The sequence below is a fragment of the Enterococcus sp. AZ194 genome (assembly GCF_051713825.1).
In the GTDB taxonomy this organism is placed as follows: Bacteria; Bacillota; Bacilli; order Lactobacillales; family Enterococcaceae; genus Enterococcus_K.
The window spans coordinates 245,551-264,425 of the sequence record NZ_JBIOQR010000001.1 but is presented as its reverse complement, the minus strand read 5'-3'; the positions used below and the strand labels follow the sequence as shown (position 1 = coordinate 264,425).

General features: G+C 40.0%; 18 protein-coding genes. 3 read left to right on the top strand and 15 right to left on the bottom strand.

Going from position 1 to position 18,875, the window contains the following annotated elements:
- Positions 1-64 precede the first annotated feature (64 nt).
- The 4 genes from tuf to rpsL all read right to left on the bottom strand — a co-directional run bounded on the left by tuf (position 65) and on the right by rpsL (position 4,514).
- Positions 65-1,252: an elongation factor Tu gene (tuf, locus tag IGI37_RS01475; protein WP_438759638.1), complete on the bottom strand. Its 1,188-nt coding sequence runs from the start codon at positions 1,250-1,252 to the stop codon at positions 65-67.
- Between the two features lie 145 nt (positions 1,253-1,397).
- Entirely contained in the window at positions 1,398-3,485 is a 2,088-nt protein-coding gene (fusA, locus tag IGI37_RS01470) for an elongation factor G (protein ID WP_438759637.1), read from the bottom strand.
- An 82-nt stretch (positions 3,486-3,567) separates the two neighbouring features.
- Positions 3,568-4,038, bottom strand: a complete 471-nt coding sequence (rpsG, locus tag IGI37_RS01465; protein WP_010767911.1) for a 30S ribosomal protein S7 — start codon at positions 4,036-4,038, stop codon at positions 3,568-3,570.
- Positions 4,039-4,100: 62 nt separating this feature from the next.
- Complete coding sequence (gene rpsL, locus IGI37_RS01460; protein WP_010767910.1) at positions 4,101-4,514, bottom strand: 30S ribosomal protein S12; 414 nt, start codon at positions 4,512-4,514, stop codon at positions 4,101-4,103.
- A gap of 324 nt (positions 4,515-4,838) precedes the next feature.
- Here rpsL and rpiA point away from each other — a divergent pair, with 324 nt between their 5' ends.
- The 3 genes from rpiA (at position 4,839) to gpmA (ending at position 7,163) form a co-directional block, all read left to right on the top strand.
- Positions 4,839-5,534: a ribose-5-phosphate isomerase RpiA gene (rpiA, locus tag IGI37_RS01455; protein WP_438759636.1), complete on the top strand. Its 696-nt coding sequence runs from the start codon at positions 4,839-4,841 to the stop codon at positions 5,532-5,534.
- 136 nt (positions 5,535-5,670) lie between these two features.
- A complete protein-coding gene (locus IGI37_RS01450) occupies positions 5,671-6,258 on the top strand; it encodes a recombinase family protein (RefSeq protein ID WP_438759635.1) in 588 nt (195 codons plus the stop codon).
- 218 nt (positions 6,259-6,476) lie between these two features.
- Entirely contained in the window at positions 6,477-7,163 is a 687-nt protein-coding gene (gene gpmA / locus IGI37_RS01445; RefSeq protein ID WP_438759634.1) for a 2,3-diphosphoglycerate-dependent phosphoglycerate mutase, read from the top strand.
- A gap of 135 nt (positions 7,164-7,298) precedes the next feature.
- Here gpmA and IGI37_RS01440 read toward each other — a convergent pair whose 3' ends face one another.
- The 11 genes from IGI37_RS01440 to IGI37_RS01390 all read right to left on the bottom strand — a co-directional run bounded on the left by IGI37_RS01440 (position 7,299) and on the right by IGI37_RS01390 (position 18,872).
- Positions 7,299-8,489, bottom strand: coding sequence for an iron-containing alcohol dehydrogenase (locus tag IGI37_RS01440; protein WP_438759633.1), 1,191 nt, complete (start codon positions 8,487-8,489; stop codon positions 7,299-7,301).
- Positions 8,490-8,623: 134 nt separating this feature from the next.
- On the bottom strand, positions 8,624-9,328 hold the full coding sequence (gene deoD / locus IGI37_RS01435; protein WP_438759632.1) for a purine-nucleoside phosphorylase: 705 nt from the start codon (positions 9,326-9,328) through the stop codon (positions 8,624-8,626).
- 31 nt (positions 9,329-9,359) lie between these two features.
- Positions 9,360-10,178 carry a purine-nucleoside phosphorylase gene (locus IGI37_RS01430; RefSeq protein WP_438759631.1) on the bottom strand — a complete coding sequence of 273 codons (819 nt, stop codon included), beginning with the start codon at positions 10,176-10,178 and terminating at the stop codon, positions 9,360-9,362.
- A gap of 9 nt (positions 10,179-10,187) precedes the next feature.
- Positions 10,188-11,354 (bottom strand): phosphopentomutase, encoded by a 1,167-nt coding sequence (gene deoB, locus IGI37_RS01425; RefSeq protein WP_438759630.1) that lies wholly within the window; start codon positions 11,352-11,354, stop codon positions 10,188-10,190.
- Between the two features lie 107 nt (positions 11,355-11,461).
- Positions 11,462-12,415 carry an ABC transporter permease gene (locus IGI37_RS01420; RefSeq protein WP_438759629.1) on the bottom strand — a complete coding sequence of 318 codons (954 nt, stop codon included), beginning with the start codon at positions 12,413-12,415 and terminating at the stop codon, positions 11,462-11,464.
- Positions 12,415-13,488: an ABC transporter permease gene (locus IGI37_RS01415; protein WP_438763560.1), complete on the bottom strand. Its 1,074-nt coding sequence runs from the start codon at positions 13,486-13,488 to the stop codon at positions 12,415-12,417. The genes IGI37_RS01420 and IGI37_RS01415 overlap by 1 nt, the downstream gene beginning before the upstream one ends.
- 53 nt (positions 13,489-13,541) lie before the next feature.
- Positions 13,542-15,107, bottom strand: coding sequence for an ABC transporter ATP-binding protein (locus IGI37_RS01410; RefSeq protein ID WP_438759628.1), 1,566 nt, complete (start codon positions 15,105-15,107; stop codon positions 13,542-13,544).
- 212 nt (positions 15,108-15,319) lie between these two features.
- Entirely contained in the window at positions 15,320-16,426 is a 1,107-nt protein-coding gene (locus IGI37_RS01405; protein ID WP_438759627.1) for a BMP family lipoprotein, read from the bottom strand.
- A 62-nt stretch (positions 16,427-16,488) separates the two neighbouring features.
- Positions 16,489-16,878 (bottom strand): cytidine deaminase, encoded by a 390-nt coding sequence (locus IGI37_RS01400; RefSeq protein ID WP_438759626.1) that lies wholly within the window; start codon positions 16,876-16,878, stop codon positions 16,489-16,491.
- Positions 16,879-16,894: 16 nt separating this feature from the next.
- On the bottom strand, positions 16,895-17,557 hold the full coding sequence (gene deoC / locus IGI37_RS01395; RefSeq protein WP_438759625.1) for a deoxyribose-phosphate aldolase: 663 nt from the start codon (positions 17,555-17,557) through the stop codon (positions 16,895-16,897).
- Between the two features lie 13 nt (positions 17,558-17,570).
- On the bottom strand, positions 17,571-18,872 hold the full coding sequence (locus IGI37_RS01390) for a pyrimidine-nucleoside phosphorylase (RefSeq protein ID WP_438759624.1): 1,302 nt from the start codon (positions 18,870-18,872) through the stop codon (positions 17,571-17,573).
- Positions 18,873-18,875: the final 3 nt, after the last annotated feature.

Below are 18,875 nucleotides of genomic sequence, written 5' to 3'. Positions count from 1 at the left end.
CCGAAATGATAGAGCTAGTCAAAGTCCGAATATAATGTTACAAAATAGTCGTTGTCAAAATCAATTAAGCTTTGATTTCAGAAACAACGCCAGCACCAACTGTACGTCCGCCTTCACGGATTGAGAATTTAGTACCATTTTCGATAGCGATTGGGTGGATTAATTCCACGTCAATTGTTACGTTATCGCCAGGCATAACCATTTCAGTACCTTCTGGTAACTCAACAACACCAGTTACGTCAGTTGTACGGAAGTAGAATTGTGGGCGGTAGTTAGTGAAGAATGGTGTATGACGTCCACCTTCTTCTTTAGATAAAACGTAAACTTCAGCTACGAATTTTGTATGTGGAGTAATAGTTCCTGGTTTAGATAAAACTTGTCCACGTTGGATATCTTCACGAGCAACCCCACGAAGTAACGCACCGATGTTATCACCAGCTTGAGCGTAATCCAATAATTTACGGAACATTTCAACACCAGTAACAGTTGTTTTAGAAGTTTCTTCGTCGATACCAACGATTTCAATTTCATCACCAACACGTACTTCACCACGTTCAACACGGCCTGTAGCAACAGTACCACGTCCAGTGATTGAGAATACGTCTTCGACTGGCATCATGAATGGTTTGTCAGTGTCACGAGTTGGAGTTGGGATATACTCATCAACTGAAGCCATTAATTCTAAGATTTTTTCTTCGTAAGAAGCGTCGCCTTCTAAGGCTTTCAAAGCAGAACCAGCGATAACTGGAGTGTCATCACCTGGGAAATCGTATTCGCTTAATAGGTCACGAACTTCCATTTCTACTAATTCTAATAATTCTTCATCATCAACCATATCAACTTTGTTTAAGAAAACAACGATGTATGGAACACCAACTTGGCGAGATAATAGAATGTGTTCACGAGTTTGAGGCATAGGACCATCAGCAGCAGATACTACTAAGATAGCTCCATCCATTTGCGCAGCACCAGTGATCATGTTTTTAACGTAATCCGCGTGTCCTGGGCAATCCACGTGAGCATAGTGACGTGCGTCAGTTTCATACTCGATGTGAGAAGTGTTGATAGTGATTCCGCGTTCTTTTTCTTCAGGTGCGTTATCGATATCAGCATAGTTTTGTGCTTCACCGCCACCATGTTTCGCTAATACAGTAGCGATAGCAGCAGTTAATGTAGTTTTACCATGGTCAACGTGTCCAATAGTACCAATGTTAACATGGGGTTTAGAACGGTCAAATTTTTCTTTAGCCATTTTAAATGTTCCTCCTAAAAATCATATGATTAGTTTTTTATTATTTGATACGCGATTAAACAATCGCATTATCATCTTTAATTATTTTACCCGAAATTCTTAAAAAAGCATAGTCAAAAATAGGAAATAAGTTTTTTACGACTTATTAATTATTTCCGCCACCATTTTTCTTAATAATTTCTTCTTGGATAGATTTTGGTACGTCTTCATAGTGGTCAAATACCATCATAAATGTACCGCGACCTTGTGTTGCAGAACGTAATGTAGTTGCGTAACCAAACATTTCTGCTAGTGGCACAATTGCATTAACGATTTGTGAGTTTCCGTGAGCTTCCATACCTTCAACACGGCCACGACGACTTGTAACGTGTCCCATAATATCACCTAAGTAATCTTCAGGAACAGTAATTGTTACTTTCATCATTGGTTCTAAGATCACTGGGTTAGCTTTCTTAGCAGCGGCACGTAAAGCCATAGACGCAGCAACACGGAAGGCAGTTTCATTCGAATCGACATCATGATATGAACCATCATAAAGTTTTGCTTTAATATCAACTAATGGATATCCAGCAAGAACCCCGTTGTTCATTGATTCTGCTAAACCTTTTTCAACAGCAGGAATGTATTCACGAGGAACAACCCCACCGACGATCGCGTTTTCAAATTCGAATCCTTTACCTTCTTCGTTAGGTGTAAATTCAACCCAAACGTGTCCGTATTGACCTTTACCACCAGACTGACGGACAAATTTACCTTCAGCTTGAGTAATCGGTGCGCGGAATGTTTCACGATAAGATACTTGAGGTGCACCAACGTTAGCTTCAACGTTGAATTCACGTCTCATACGGTCTACTAAAACGTCCAAGTGAAGTTCTCCCATACCTGAGATAACTGTTTCGCCTGTTTCAACGTTTGTTTCAACACGGAATGATGGATCTTCTTCTGCAAGTTTTTGTAGAGCAACACCCATTTTATCTTGGTCAGCTTTTGATTTAGGTTCAACAGCGACTTGGATAACTGGTTCAGGGAATTCGATAGATTCAAGGATAACTGGTGCATCCAAGGCACATAGCGTGTCCCCTGTTGTTGTATCTTTCAAACCAACTGCAGCAGCGATATCGCCTGAATACACTTTATCAATTTCTTTACGTGTATTCGCGTGCATTTGAAGAATACGTCCAATACGTTCTTTTTTGCCTTTAGAAGCGTTCAATACATATGAACCACTTTCAAGGACACCAGAATAAACACGGAAGAAAGTCAAACGACCTACGAATGGGTCAGTCATAACTTTAAATGCTAATGAAGCGAATGGTGCTTCGTCATCAGCTGGGCGAGTTGTTTCTTCGTCCGTCTTCGTATCAATCCCTTTGATTGCATCGATGTCTAATGGTGATGGTAGGTAAGCTAATACCGCATCCAACATCAATTGAACACCTTTGTTTTTGAAGGCAGAACCAGCTAATACTGGGAAAAATTCAACGTCAATTGTTGCTTGACGAATTCCAGCTACTAATTCTTCTTCAGTGATTTCTTCACCATCTAGGTATTTCATCATTAAGTCTTCATCAGTCTCAGCAACTGCTTCAACTAATTTTTCACGCCATTCTTCAGCAAGCTCTTGATAGTCTTCTGGAATGTCAGTTTCTTGAATGTCAGTACCTAAATCATTTGTATAGATTTCAGCCTTCATTTTGATCAAGTCAATGATTCCAGTAAACGTTTCTTCTGATCCAATTGGAATTTGGATTGGATGAGCGTTTGCTTGTAAACGATCATGTAATGAACTTACTGAATAGAAGAAGTCCGCACCTAGTTTATCCATTTTATTACAGAAAACAATACGTGGAACTTTATATTCAGTCGCTTGACGCCAAACTGTTTCAGTTTGGGGTTCAACACCTGATTGTGAGTCAAGAACAGTTACCGCACCATCAAGTACACGTAATGAACGTTGAACTTCAATCGTGAAATCCACGTGTCCAGGCGTGTCAATGATGTTTACTCGATAACCCTTCCATTGTGCAGTTGTTGCTGCAGATGTAATTGTAATACCACGCTCTTGTTCTTGTTCCATCCAGTCCATTTGTGAAGCACCTTCGTGAGTTTCACCAATTTTATGGATTTTACCAGTATAGTATAAGATACGCTCAGTTGTTGTTGTTTTACCAGCATCAACGTGGGCCATGATACCAATATTACGAGTTTTTTCTAATGAAAATTCTCTTGCCATCTCAGTTTGTTCTCCTCTCTTTATTCAAATCGATTGCAAAGTAACTGTCTGCTGCAGCGCTAGGCTGCAGACAGAGAGGATCTTACCAACGATAATGTGCAAATGCGCGGTTGGCATCTGCCATTTTGTGTGTGTCTTCGCGTTTTTTAACTGACGCGCCAGTGTTATTAGCTGCATCCATAATTTCTTTAGCTAAGCGTTCTTCCATTGTGTGTTCTCCACGCAAACGAGCGTAGTTAACAACCCAACGAAGACCTAAAGTTGTACGACGTTCTGGACGAACTTCAACTGGTACTTGATAGTTAGAACCACCAACACGGCGAGCTTTAACTTCAAGAACAGGCATAACGTTCTTCATTGCTTGTTCGAAAACTTCCAATGGATCATTCCCTGTAGATTCTTTGATAATGCCAAATGCATTATAGATAATGTTAGCAGCAATCCCGCGTTTTCCATCAACCATTACACGGTTAATTAAGCGAGTTACTAATTTTGAGTTATAAATAGGATCTGGTAAAACATCACGTTTTGCAACTGGACCTTTACGAGGCATCCGTAACTCCTCCTTCCGAAATATTTCTATTATATAGTTTTATCTAAAATTTGAATTCAAAATTAAGCTTTAGGTCTCTTAGTACCATATTTAGAACGGCTTTGTTTACGGTCGTTAACTCCGGCAGTATCAAGCGCGCCACGTACGATATGGTAACGTACCCCTGGTAAATCTTTTACACGTCCACCGCGTAATAGTACCACGCTGTGTTCTTGTAAGTTATGTCCAATACCTGGAATATAAGCTGTAACTTCGATTAAGTTAGACAAACGAACACGGGCATATTTACGTAAAGCTGAGTTCGGTTTTTTAGGTGTCATAGTTCCCACACGAGTACACACACCACGTTTTTGTGGAGAGTTCACATTCGTTTGAGATTTTTTGAAGCTGTTATATCCTTTGTTCAATGCTGGTGAATTAGATTTATCCACCTTAGATTTACGAGGTTTACGTACTAATTGGTTAATTGTAGGCATTCCTTGTTTTCCTCCTTCCTTAATTCGCTCTGCTAGTCCCACACATCCAGGTGGTTCTTTTTAGGCGATAAAAAATAATGCAATCTCTGCATCCTTTATCAAATATGCTTTGATAAACAGTCAGCACGTCTCTAAACAGAGACCTGTAGATAAAGCACCTTTGTTAGAATAGCACGATTCAGCCCCTCTGTCAACTGACTTTCTGCGTTTTTTCTACTCTCTTTTCAAAAATAAAAATTAACTGAAAAAAATCGACCGACTCTATCTTTTTAATAGAAGAAAAGTTAAACTATAGAGGAAGTTTTTTACGAAGGATGGGTGACTATGGAATTAAAACAAATGGTCGGAATTGAAGCCGCAAAATATGTCAAGGATGGGATGGTTGTTGGCCTTGGTACTGGCTCAACTGCGAAGTTTATGGTGGACGAGATTGGTCGTAGAATCAAAGAAGAGGGCTTATCAATTGTGGGGGTGACCACCTCAAAGAGCACTGAAAAACAAGCCTTAGAACTAGGCATTCCCTTAAAAAGTATTGATGAAGTTGCGGTCGTTGATTTAACCATTGATGGTGCCGATGAAATCAGCCGAGATTTCCAAGGAATCAAAGGAGGCGGTGCTGCACTCTTGTTTGAAAAAATTGTAGCCACTTACTCAAAAGAATGTATTTGGATTGTCGATGAATCAAAAATGGTCGAAAAACTAGGCGCCTTCCCTTTGCCTGTTGAAGTTATGCCTTATGGAAGTCAACAGCTTTTTTGTTTGTTCGAGAAAAAAGGCTATGCACCAAGCCTTAGAAAAACAGCTAATGGACAAACATTAGTCACTGATGGTGGACACTACATTATTGATTTACAATTAGACGTTATTGAAGATCCTCGAGCACTTGGAGCTTACTTGGATAATTTAGTTGGCGTGGTTGAGCACGGCTTATTTTTAGACATGGTCAAAAAGGTCATCGTCGGTCATGTGGACGGCCCTGAAACGCTCGATTCACCACATAATCCTCAACTGCCTAAATAAAAAAGCTAAAAATATTCAAATTATAAAGAAATTCTTTCATTTTTTACCAAAAAGCTACCATTTTCGTACTCTTTATGCTACATTTTTTATAATAATAAGGTTAAAAGTATATTAGAGAGGGTAAAGAGGATAAAGAATGAAAATTATTGGTTATGCGCGGACAACCATCATCCATGATGATTGGGACAATCAGCTCTCACATTTGACCGACTTTGACTGTCATGAAATTTACCACGAATCATGCACAGACATGGAAAGTCAAACGGAGCGATCTGATTTATCGTCTGTTTTGGGTAAGTTACAAAAAGGAGATACATTAGTTATTTGTCAGCTGCACCGTCTAGGCAAATCGACGCGTCAATTAACGGAATTAATGCAAGAGTTTAAACAATCGGGCATTCATTTGGTAAGCTTACAAGAAGGAATTGATACGCGAAATGAAATTGGAAAAGCTTATTTCCACTTAATGGATGGTCTGGCAACAATGGAATGCACATTGATCAAAGAGCGAACCTTGGTTGGGTTAAATGAAGCTCGCAAAAAAGGAAATATTGGTGGCCGGCCGAAGATTGACGGACGCACGGTCAAACGGATTCGTCGAATGTATTTTGATAAGAAAGAAAAAATTCAACAGATTTCAAGCAAGTGCGGTGTCTCTGTGGGAACTTGTTATAAATACATCAACCTGTCAGAAGCAGATGTTCAGAAATTTTTAGAGAAATAACACATAAATGATTCATTTGTAAGTAAAGAAGCCAAAATTTTACAAAAGAGGAAGACTCTCTTTCGTGAATTTTGGCTTCTTTACGTGCGCAACTCTTTAAACTTTTTCTATCTTGTGAAACTTTTCTCAGTTTTTCAATGGAAATCTTGTTGAAAACATTGTACAATAAAGAAGGAATTGAAAATTTCAGAAACTATATTGTAAAAGGAGCGCTATACATGCCAAAATTAGTTTTCTCTCGTCACGGTCTTAGTGAATGGAATGCATTAAACCAATTTACTGGTTGGGCTGATGTTGATTTAGCACCAGAAGGAATTGAAGAAGCCAAAGAAGGCGGACGCAAAATTAAAGAAGCAGGAATCGAATTTGATATCGCTTATACATCTGTATTGACTCGCGCAATCAAAACTTGTAACTTCATCTTAGAATATTCTGACCAATTATGGGTACCTCAAGTAAAATCTTGGCGCCTAAATGAACGTCATTATGGTAAATTACAAGGATTAAACAAAAAAGAAACGGCTGAAAAATATGGGGACGAACAAGTTCACATTTGGCGCCGTTCTTATGACACGTTACCTCCATTAATGGAAGCAACGGATGAAGGTTCTGCAGCTAGCGATCGTCGTTATTCTATGTTAGATAAACGTGACGTACCTGGTGGCGAAAACTTAAAAGTAACTTTAGAACGTGCGTTACCGTTCTGGCAAGATGAAATTGCCCCTGCATTATTAGATAACAAAACTGTTTTAGTTGCTGCACATGGTAACTCTTTACGCGCATTAGCTAAACACATCGAAGGAATCTCTGATGAAGACATCATGGATCTTGAAATCCCTACAGGTCAACCACTTGTTTATGAATTAAACGATGACTTAACTGTAGCGAAAAAATACTACCTATAAGATAGGTTCGAGTAGAGGTTGAGACAAAGACGGTAAACGCTCCTGTCCCAACCTCTTTAAAAATGGCGCTTGTACCACTCATCCAGTTGATGATTGGTACAAGCGCCATTTATTTGTGTCAAATCCAAGTAGCCCTTAGATATAACTCGATTCTGTCATACTTGCTTTGTAAATAGCGACAACATCGTCTTCTTTTAATGGGACAAAGGCTTGCGTTGCGATTGTACTTTGACCAACTGCTTGTTTGGCCATTTCTGCAAATTTTGATTCATCGTTAATACCAACTTCTGGTAAAGTCATTGGAATGCCACATGATTTGAAGAAATCATAAGTCTTTTGAATCGCCAGACGCGCAGCTAATTCAGGAACCGCTTCTGTAATCCCCCAAACCTCTTTTGCGAAACGGGCAAATTTCGGTGTCGTTTCTTCATTTAGAACATGTTCCATCCAACGTGGCGTGATAATAGCCAAACCAATCCCATGGGTAATATCGTAAAAAGCACTTAACTCATGTTCCATTGCATGACAAGACCAGACGCCTGTTTTGCCACTGCCAGTTAATCCATTTAGTGCTAAGCTACTCGCCCACATCAGATTTGCACGCGCATCGTAATCATCCGGTGTATTTAATGCAATCGGACAGTTTTTAATGACCGATTTCATCAAGCCTTCAGAAACACCATCTTGTACATCCGTTCCAGGCGTTAAATTAAAATAACTTTCAAACAAATGACTTAAGATATCTGCAGAACCTGCTGCCGTTTGAATTTTAGGTACAGTAAACGTGTTTTGTGGATCTAAGAAAGAAACTTTTGGTAAGGTTGAAGGGCCACCCATTCCTAGTTTTTGATTGGTACTCATATTAGAAATGACCGCACCAACATTCATCTCGCTACCTGTTGCCGCCAATGTTAAAATCGTTACGATTGGCAGAGCTTTTCCGTTAAAGCTTCTACGTTCTAAAACTAAATCCCAGGCTTTTTTTTCTGAATAGTAACCTGCTGCAACAGCCTTTGAACAGTCAATCGTTGAACCGCCACCAACCGCCAAAATAACTTCTACATGCTGTTCTTTACAAAGGTCAATACCTCGCTGAACCGTTTCAACACGCGGATTAGGCTCGACACCAGCTAATTCAAAAATCGTACAAGAAGCCTCCTTCAAACGTGTAGTCACCTCATCATATAAGCCATTTTTTTTGATACTTCCTCCGCCATAGACAAGCAACACACGTTGACCATATGTACGGATAACTTCTGGAAGCTCCCCTAAACGATTTTTTCCAAAACGAATATCTGTTGAGACATGAAATTGAAAATTTTCCACAATGATTCTCCTCTCAAAACTTGTTTCTTCTATTCTAGCACATAGAAAAAATAAAAGAGCCGGAAAAAGATTCTTTCCTAACTCTTTCATTTATCATTCGACATAGCTTTCAAAAAATAAACGACCACTTGCACTTAGCTAATAGCTGTTTCCAATCCTACGTGAACCATATCAGCAAAAGTCGTTTGTCTTTCTTCTGCCGTCGTTTCTTCACCTGTAATGATATGATCGCTGACTGTCATAATCGCTAACGTTTGAACGTTGAATTTGGCGCCCAAATAATAGAGTGCGGCAGCTTCCATTTCAACGCCCATCACACCTAAGTCGGCTAATTGCATTGTTTCTGTTAGATCATCCTTATAGAAGGAATCTTCAGACAAAACATTCCCAACATGCGTGGTGAAGCCTTTTTCTTTGGCCACTTCGTAAGCTTTTAACAACAACTTAAAGTCGCCAATCGGTGGAAAATGAAACGCTTGGAAATTCTTTTCAATCATCGATGAGCTAGTGGCGGCACCTTGCGCAATAATCAAATCACGCACATGGATATCCTTTGCTAACGCGCCGCAGGTTCCCACACGAATCAGTTTTTTAACGCCATACTCGTTAATTAACTCATGCGCATAAATCGTTGCAGAAGGCATGCCCATTCCCGTTCCTTGAACAGAAACACGTTCGCCTTTATACGTTCCTGTATAACCTAACATCCCACGAACTTCATTGTAACAAACGGCATCCTCCAAAAATGTTTCAGCAATATATTTTGCTCGTAACGGATCGCCCGGTAATAAAATTTTATCAGCAATTTCTCCTTGTTTCGCTTCAATATGAACGCTCATAAAAAGCCCCTTTCTATTATCGAATCCTTTTTTATAAAACTGCTAACGTTTCTTTGATTAGCTCTTTAAACTCAGCTTTTACTCGCTCAGTCGTTTCAACAACTTCTGTATGATTTAGATTGGCCTGCATTCCAGCTGCCAAATTAGTAATACAAGAGATTCCTAAGACCTTCAAGCCATTATGAACCGCTACTATCACTTCAGGAACCGTTGACATACCCACTGCATCCGCACCTAATATCCGTGCCATATGGATTTCAGCCGGTGTCTCATAAGTCGGACCTGAGAAGCCCATATAGACGCCTTCCTTCAAATCAATCCCGCGCGTTTGAGCAACTTCTGCTACTTTTTTACGATAATCTCCTGTGTATGCTTGACTCATATCTGGGAAACGTGGGCCCAAGTCCTCTTCATTTGCCCCAATAAGTGGGTTGGTTCCCATAAAGTTGATATGATCAGTAATCAGCATCAAATCTCCTGGTTTAAAGGTTTCATTGACCCCACCACAAGCATTGGTTACCACCACAGAATGAGCGCTAAGTGCCGCCATCACACGGACAGGATACGTCACCGTTGTCATTGCATACCCTTCATAATAATGGAATCTTCCTTGCAAAGCCAAAACCTTTCTTCCAGATAGGGTTCCATAAACAAGTTTCCCTGCATGTCCAGTAACTGTCGAGACAGGAAAATTAGGAATTTCCTCGTAAGCAATCGCTACTGCTTCTTCAATTTCATCAGCTAACTCGCCTAACCCTGAGCCCAAAATCAGCCCAAACTCTACATCACCAATTCCTTTTTCTTTTAAAAACTGAGTCGTCTCTTGTAGTTTTTCACTTAACGTTTTCATTTTGTCCTCCTATTTTAAAAGTTTTAAGAAGCTGGTTCCATTTTCTGTCGCAGCCACTTCAAAGTTTTCCGCAATCGTTGCAGAGATATCTGCATAATATCCTTGACTTAAGGAACCTTGGCCCGCCATTTTCTTACTGTACGCAAGTAATGGGACATATTCACGTGTATGGTCAGTTCCTGGGAAGGTTGGATCGTTCCCGTGATCTGCTGTAATCAACAACAAATCGTCCTCTGCCATCGCCTCTAGGATTTCTGGAATTCGCGCATCAAACTCTTCAATTGCTTTTCCATAACCAACAACATCGCGTCGATGACCAAACAGTGCATCAAAATCAACTAGATTCGTGAAACTTAAGCCTGTAAAATCGTTTTTCATGACCGTCAATAATTGATCCACGCCGTCCATATTACTCTTTGTCCGAACAAAATCGGTCATCCCTTGCCCATTAAAAATGTCGTTGATTTTCCCAACAGCAATTACGTCTTTTCCAGCATCCTTTAGAGAATCCAAAACAGTTTTTCCAAAGGGATCAAGCGCATAGTCATGACGGTTGCTTGTTCGAGTGAAGTTCCCTGGCTCACCAACATACGGACGAGCAATAATACGCCCAATCATATAAGGCTCATCTTTGGTAATATCTCGCACATATTGGCAAATACGATACAGTTCATCTAAGGGAATCACTTCTTCATGCGCAGCAATTTGTAACACTGGATCTGCTGAAGTATAGACAATCAAATCGCCTGTTTTCATTTGGTGTTCGCCAAAATCATCAATTACTGCTGTTCCACTATACGGCTTGTTACAGACAATTCCTCTTCCTGAAAAGTCCGAGATTTTTTTCAAAAGCTCGTCTGGAAAACCTTCTGGAAACACGCGAAATGGTTTTTTGATATTCAAACCCATGATTTCCCAATGTCCTGTCATCGTATCCTTACCAACAGATACTTCCTCTAGCTTCGTTGCATAGCCTTTGTGGTCTGCGATAGAAGCAACCCCTTTTAACGGACGAATCGTACCCAAACCTAAGTTTTCTAAATGAGGAATGTTAAGCCCTGCCTGTTCCGCAATATGTCCCAGTGTATCTGAGCCTACATCTCCAAACTTATCTGCATCGGGAGCTTCTCCAATTCCTACTGAATCCATCACAATCAAATGTACACGTTTAAACATGCCGATTCCTTCTTTCTTTATATATTTCTACACCTTTACCTTACCATATCAAAAAGGGCGCAACAAAGACATATGTCCCTTAGCCCCACCCTTTTTTCAAATGAATTTTATTTAGATTTTATATAACTCTTTCCGTTGGCTTTTGGTCCAGATGCTTTCCCTAGAAAAATAACCAATACTAAGATAGTTAATACATAAGGTGCAGCCTGTAAATAAACTTCTGGAATAGAAGAGATAACTGGCAGATTAGCTCCAACGATACTAATGTTTTGGGCAAATCCGAAGAATATTGCTGCACCCATTGCACCTAACGGATTCCATTTACCAAAAATCATCGCTGCCATCGCAATAAATCCTTGACCAGCAATAGTAGTTACGGCAAAACGTCCAGAAATAGATTGAGCAAAAATCGCTCCACCCATTCCTCCTAAAAACCCTGATAATAATACGCCAGAGTACCGCATCACATACACGTTAATCCCCAAAGTATCAGCAGCCTGTGGGTTTTCTCCAACTGCTCGCAACCGTAACCCAAACCTTGTTTTATAAATGATAAACCAAGCCAATATCGCAATTAGAATAGCAAAGTAAGCTGGTAATGTCGTATTTTTAAAGAAAATTGGCCCAATTACTGGGATGTCTTGTAGCACAGGGAAACTAAAATAACCAAATATTTTGTCTATATTATCTGTTTGCCCTTTTTTATAGATTACTTTAACTAAAAAAACAGCTAGAGAAGGAGCCATCAAATTGATTACCGTTCCACTAATAATATGGTCTGCACGAAGATTAACAGTCGCCACTGCATGTAGAAGAGAAAAAAGCATCCCTACAAAACCGCCAACAAGAATGGCTATCCAAGGTGTCCATTCCCCCAGACTAGTTGCAAAAGTTAGATTAAAAGTAATTGCACTAAAAGCGCCCATCACCATTATCCCTTCAAGCCCCACATTAACAATCCCACTTCGTTCTGAAAATACACCACCCAAGGCAGTCAGAATCAAAGGGGTAGCATACACTAATGTTTGCGTCACAATAGATGCGATTAATGAAATATCCATTAGAGAACCCCTCCTTCTTGATCATTGTCACTTGGTTTACTTTCAATTTTTTCGACGACCGAAACTTCTTTTTTATTGCCAGAAGTTTTCGCCAAAATAAACCGAATTAAATAACTAATTCCTACAAAAAAGATAATAGAGGCAATGACTACATCAACTAATTCTGGTGGAATTCCGACAAACTGCATCCCTTGACCACCAAGCTTTAAAATACTGAACAAAATAGCTGATAATAAAATCCCAACTGAGCTACCTGCGCCAAGTAGAGAAACCGCCATCCCATCAAAGCCAATACTTAAAGAAGTCCCTTGAACAAAGAAATATTGGAATGTTCCTAGTCCTTGAACCACGCCGCCAAGTCCTGCTAATCCTCCTGAAATAATCATAGAAGTAATAATCGTTCGTTTGCTACTCATTCCCGCATATTCAGAGGCAAATGGATTCAAGCCCACTGAACGAATTTCATACCCTAACGCTGTTCTTTTCATTAAAAACCAGACAAGAACTAAGAAAATCAGTGCTAAAAAGATCCCAGTACTCAAACGAGAACCATCACTTAACTTTGTTAACCACTCCACTCGAAGCGAACCATTAACCCCGATTGGCTTAGTTACGCCTTTGTTGTTCATGATAGATGGACTCATCACATTATTCACAATATGTGTGCTAGCATACAATAAAACATAGTTGAGCATAATGGTAACAATTACTTCACTTGTTCCAAAAAAAGCTCGTAAAACACCGGGAATCGCCGCTGCTATCGCACCAGCTACGGCTCCTGCAATAACTGCAACCGGTAAGACCACCCATTTGGAGGCATCTGGCATAGATAATGCTACCCAAATACTAACAACCCAGCCACAGAGCGCTTGCCCCGATAATCCAATATTGAAAAATCCAGCTGAATTGGCTACAGAAAAGCCCAATGCAGTAAAAATTAGAGGAGCTGCCATAACAAAAATTTCACCAATACTCTTAGAATTTCTAAAAGCCGTCTGAAACATCGCTTGATAGCCTGTAATCGGTTCATAACCGAAGATTAACATGATAATAGCCCCCAACACAAACCCCATTACAACCGATAACACGGGGACCAGTATATTTCGAAGCTTTCCTGTTTGACTACTCAACGAACGTCACCTACTTCCACCTTTTTTAACTCTTCACGGGCCTCTTCTAGCGAGTAACCCGCCATCATCAAGCCCAATTCATTTTCAGAAGTTTGTGCAGGATCCACTATCCCCACAATTTTCCCGCCATGTAATACAGCAATTCGATCAGAAACATTTAAGATTTCATCCAATTCAAAGCTAACTACTAATACCGCTTTATTTTTATTTCGCTGTTCAATTAATCGTTTATGAATGTACTCAATTGCTCCGACATCCAATCCGCGTGTTGGTTGAGAAACGATTAATAAATCTGGATCTCGATGAATTTCTCGTGCAATAATCGCTTTTTGTTGATTCCCTCCTGAAAGAGCACGAGCAGGAACCAACTCATTCGTCGTGCGCACATCAAATTCTTCAATTAATTCACGCGCAAACTGATTCATCTCTTGATAATTTAAAATCCCGTGCTTACTAATAGGCTCTTTGTAGTAGGTTTGTAGGGCAATATTTTCAGCAAGCGTCATATCTAAAACCAAGCCATATTTATGTCGATCCTCAGGGACGTGCCCAACACCCGCCTCCGTAATCTTACGAGCTGACCGATTCGTAACATCCTCTCCATTTAGTAAGACCTGACCTGATTCAACTTTTTTCAAGCCAGTTATTGCTTGCACCAGTTCAGTTTGACCATTCCCGTCAATCCCAGCAATTCCCAAAACCTCACCTGCACGAACCTCTAGGCTTAGATTTTTGACAGCCTCTAATCCCCGGCTTTCTTTTACAACTAAATTTTCAATAGATAAAACAACTTCTTTGGGTTCAGCTGGTTTCTTCTTTGTTTTGAAAGAAACAGCTCGACCGACCATCATATCTGCTAATTGTTGTGAAGAGACCTCGTTTACGTTCACTGTATCAATACTCTTTCCTCGTCGAATAATCGTACAACGATCAGCCACTTTTTTGATTTCATCTAGCTTATGCGTAATTAAGATAATCGATTTTCCTTCTTTGACCAATCCTTGCATAATATCCATCAATTCATCGATTTCTTGAGGCGTTAAAACGGCAGTCGGTTCATCAAAAATTAAAATATCAGCCCCACGATAAAGTGTTTTTAAAATCTCTACACGTTGTTGCATTCCCACTGATATATCCCGAATATACGCATTAGGTTTCACTGAAAGACCGTACTTTTCAGAAAGCTGCTCAATCTCTTTAACTGCTTTTCTTCGTTCTAAAAGTCCAAAATGATTCGGCTCATTCCCTAAAATAATATTCTCTGTTACAGTGAACGCATCAACTAACATAAAATGTTGGTGTACCATACCGATGCCCAAACGGTTGGCCGCAGTTGGACTTGTAATAGCCACTTGACTGCCATTCATATAGATATTTCCAGAGGTTGGTTGCAATAAGCCAGATAAAATATTCATTAACGTTGATTTCCCTGCACCATTTTCTCCTAACAAAGCATGAATCTCACCGCGTTTCACTTGCAAATTAATCTGGTCATTTGCCTTAAATGTTCCAAATTCCTTTGTAATATCTTGCATTTCAATAACAAAATTTTCTTGATCCACGTTTTTCACATCCTAACAATTTTAATACAGTGCAATAAGCGATAAATTAGTACGATTCTAAAGGTCTACCGATAGTTATACAAAATTAAACGTGATTAGACTCTTAGGAAAACAGAATTTATAGCTCCACTTTCCTAAAAGCTAGTCTACTCATTTTTTATTGATTGAAAAGCCTTGCCAAACAACTTGTTCAACAAGGCTATGAAATTCGTTTATTTCTTAGCTGGCGCTTCTGGTATTTCTATATCACCTGCAATGATTTTTTCTTTTGCTGTTTTGACTGCTGCTTTGGCTTCATCTGAAAGGAAACCGTCAGTGAGATCAACCCCACCGTCTTTTAGCCCGTAAACTAAATGTTCACCGCCAGGGAATTTTCCTTCTAGTGCACGGTTAGAAATATCTTGAACTGCTGCCCCCACACCTTTAAGGGTAGAAGTTAATGTAAAGTTGTCATCTTTACCTTCTTTTTTATTTGTATACTTTCCTTGATCTTGTTGGTCACTATCTACACCAATAACCCACACTTTATCTTTATCGCCAGCTTCATTTAATGCTTTTGCTTCCTGGAATACACCATTTCCTGTGCCACCTGATGCATGATAGATAATATCTACGCCATCTTGATACATTGCTGCGGCTAGTGCTTTCCCTTTGGCTGAATCACCAAAAGAAGCAGCATATTTAACGTCGACTTTAATATCTTTCTTCAATTCTTTGGCTGCATCTGCTACACCTTTTTCAAACCCCGCTTGGAAACGGTCAATAACGGTACCTTCTTCTCCGCCTATAAAACCAAGTTTATTTGTTTTAGTCGTATACGCTGCAGCTACTCCTGCTAGATAAGCTGCTTCATGGTCTTTAAAGGTTGCAGAAACAACGTTTGGTTGGTTTTCGATGACTTCATCAATCAAACCAAAATTCACCTCTGGATTTGCTGCAGCACCCGCTGCAATAGAATCTTTTAGTAAATAGCCTATTCCAAAAACAGTTTTAAAGCCTTGAGATACTGCTGAATCAACGTTTGGCGTATACTGAGAAGCGTCATCTGATTGGATATAGTCAAACCCATCTATTCCTTTAGATAAGCCATGTTCTTTCCCCCAAGCTTGAAGTCCTTCCCAAGCTGATTGATTAAATGAACGGTCATCTGTCCCACCAACATCAGTCACTAATACCACACTGTGCTCACTGTCTGTTTTGCCAGAAGCACTTCCACCACTTGAATCAGTTGAGTCTGTTCCACCTTTTCCACATGCACCTAACACAAGTGCTGCTGTCAATGCCACTGCACCTAGACCAAATAATTTCGCTTTTTTCATTTCTGTAAAGCCCCCTATATAGTATGAGTTTTTTCAACAGTCAATGACTGAATTGAACAAGGTTATAAATCTTTTTCCGTAAAGGAATATGGCAGTAACTCTTTTACGGTCATTTGTTTCTCTACTTGATTATCGCCTAACAAAGTCACTGGCATCTCTGGATCACAAAACTCAGCCATCACTTGTCGACACGCACCACAAGGTGAAATAGGTTCTGGCGTATGACCGGCAACAACCAAATGAATGAATTCTTTTTCCCCTTCTGAAACAGCCTTAAAAAAAGCTGTTCGTTCTGCGCAGTTAGTTAGACCAAACGAGGCATTTTCAATGTTAATTCCTTGATACATCTTGCCACTTTTTGTGACCAGACAAGCACCAACAGGAAAATGAGAATACGGAACATAAGCTTTGTCTAAGGCGTCAATTGCACAATCCTTCCATTCTTGCCTCATCCGTTTCTCCCCCCTTCTAGTAGCCTACTCCAGTCGTTCCAGAAACAATTGAAACTCCTGCGCTTGTGCCAATACGAGTAGCGCCTGCTTCAATCATTGCCATCGCCTCTTCTGCATTATGAATGCCACCCGAAGCTTTAACACCCATATCCGGTCCGACTGTCGAACGCATGATTTTTACTGCGTCGACGGTTGCTCCCCCTGTTGAAAAGCCTGTCGATGTTTTAACAAAATCAGCGCCTGCTGCTTTAGATAACTCGCACGCTTTAACGATTTCTTCTTCCGTTAACAAAGAAATTTCAATAATCACTTTAACTAAAGCTTGGTCTTTAGCTGCATCCACGACTGCTTGAATGTCTGCTTGAACGTTTGCATATTGCTTAGACTTCAACGCGCCAATATTAATCACCATATCAACTTCATTTGCCCCATTTTTAATGGCATCCTTTGTTTCAAAGGCTTTCACAGCTGACGTATTTGCCCCTAAAGGAAAACCAATTACTGTACAAACCGCCACTTTTGAATCAGCTAACTCTTTACTAGCTAAAGAGACCCATGTTGGATTCACACACACTGACCAAAAATGGTGTTGTTTTGCCTCTTCTATAATTCGTAATACGTCTGCCTCTTTTGCATCTGCTTTTAAAATTGTGTGGTCAATCATTTGGTTTAATTCCAATTTTACCAACTCCTTATTCTGTAATTATAGCATGTATCAGCTTAGGTTCTTTGGCTGATACTCCTATTTTGATATTTTTATAAAGCAATTCTTTTACCGCTTCAACGTCTTCTGTATTACTATAAATAGTTACTAATGATTCTCCTTTATTAACTGATTCCCCCATCTTCTTATGCAGCTTCAAGCCCACCGCATGATCGATAGCTTCTTCTTTTGTTTGACGACCAGCGCCTAACATCATCGCCGCAATACCAATCTCGTTTGCAACTAATTTTGTCACTACACCTGATGTTGTCGCTGGCAGCTCAACCGCGTATTTTGCTGTCAAAATCTTTTCTGGATGATCAATTACCTCTGCGTCACCGCCTTGATTAATAATCATCTCCCGGAATTTTTCTAACGCTTTACCAGAAGTTAAGGCTTCTTTTAATTGGGTACGTGCTTCCTCTAGCGTCTCGGCTTTTTTTGCAAGAACCACCATTTGACTCCCCAATACGTAGCACATTTCAACTAAGTCATCCGGCCCTTTACCTTTTAATGTTTCAATCGCTTCCACGACCTCTAAACTATTTCCGATAGCCTCACCTAAAGGCTGGGACATATCTGAAATAACTGCCATCGTCTGACGATTCGCTAAGTCGCCAATACGAACCATGGTATGTGCCAAACGTTTCGCATCCTCAAGACTCTTCATAAAGGCGCCATCTCCTGTGGTCACATCCAAAACAATGGCATTTGCCCCAGCCGCAATTTTTTTGCTCATAATCGAGCTTGCGATTAAAGGAATCGAGTCCACCGTTGCTGTCACATCGCGTAAAGCGTAAAGTTTTTTATCAGCGGGAGCCAAATCACCTGACTGACCAATCACCGCTACCTGACTTTTATTAACAATTTCAATAAATTTTTCATCTGAAATTTCCACTTTAAACCCAGGAATCGCTTCAAGCTTATCAAGCGTTCCCCCTGTGTAACCTAAGCCACGGCCAGACATTTTCGCAACAGGCGCCCCGACACTCGCTACCAAGGGTGCTAAAATCAACGTCGTCGTATCGCCAACGCCACCTGTCGAATGTTTATCCACTTTGATCCCTTCAATTGAAGATAAATCAATCATTTCACCAGAGTTTGCCATCGCTAAAGTTAAATTGGTAATTTCTTCATCGGTCATATCTTCATAAAAAATAGCCATCAGTAACGCACTCATCTGATAATCCGGAATCTCATCGTTTGTGTATTTACCGATAATAAACTGAATTTCTTCTTTCGTTAAAGCTTGGCCATTTCTTTTTTTCTCTATCAAATCAACCATTCTCACTTT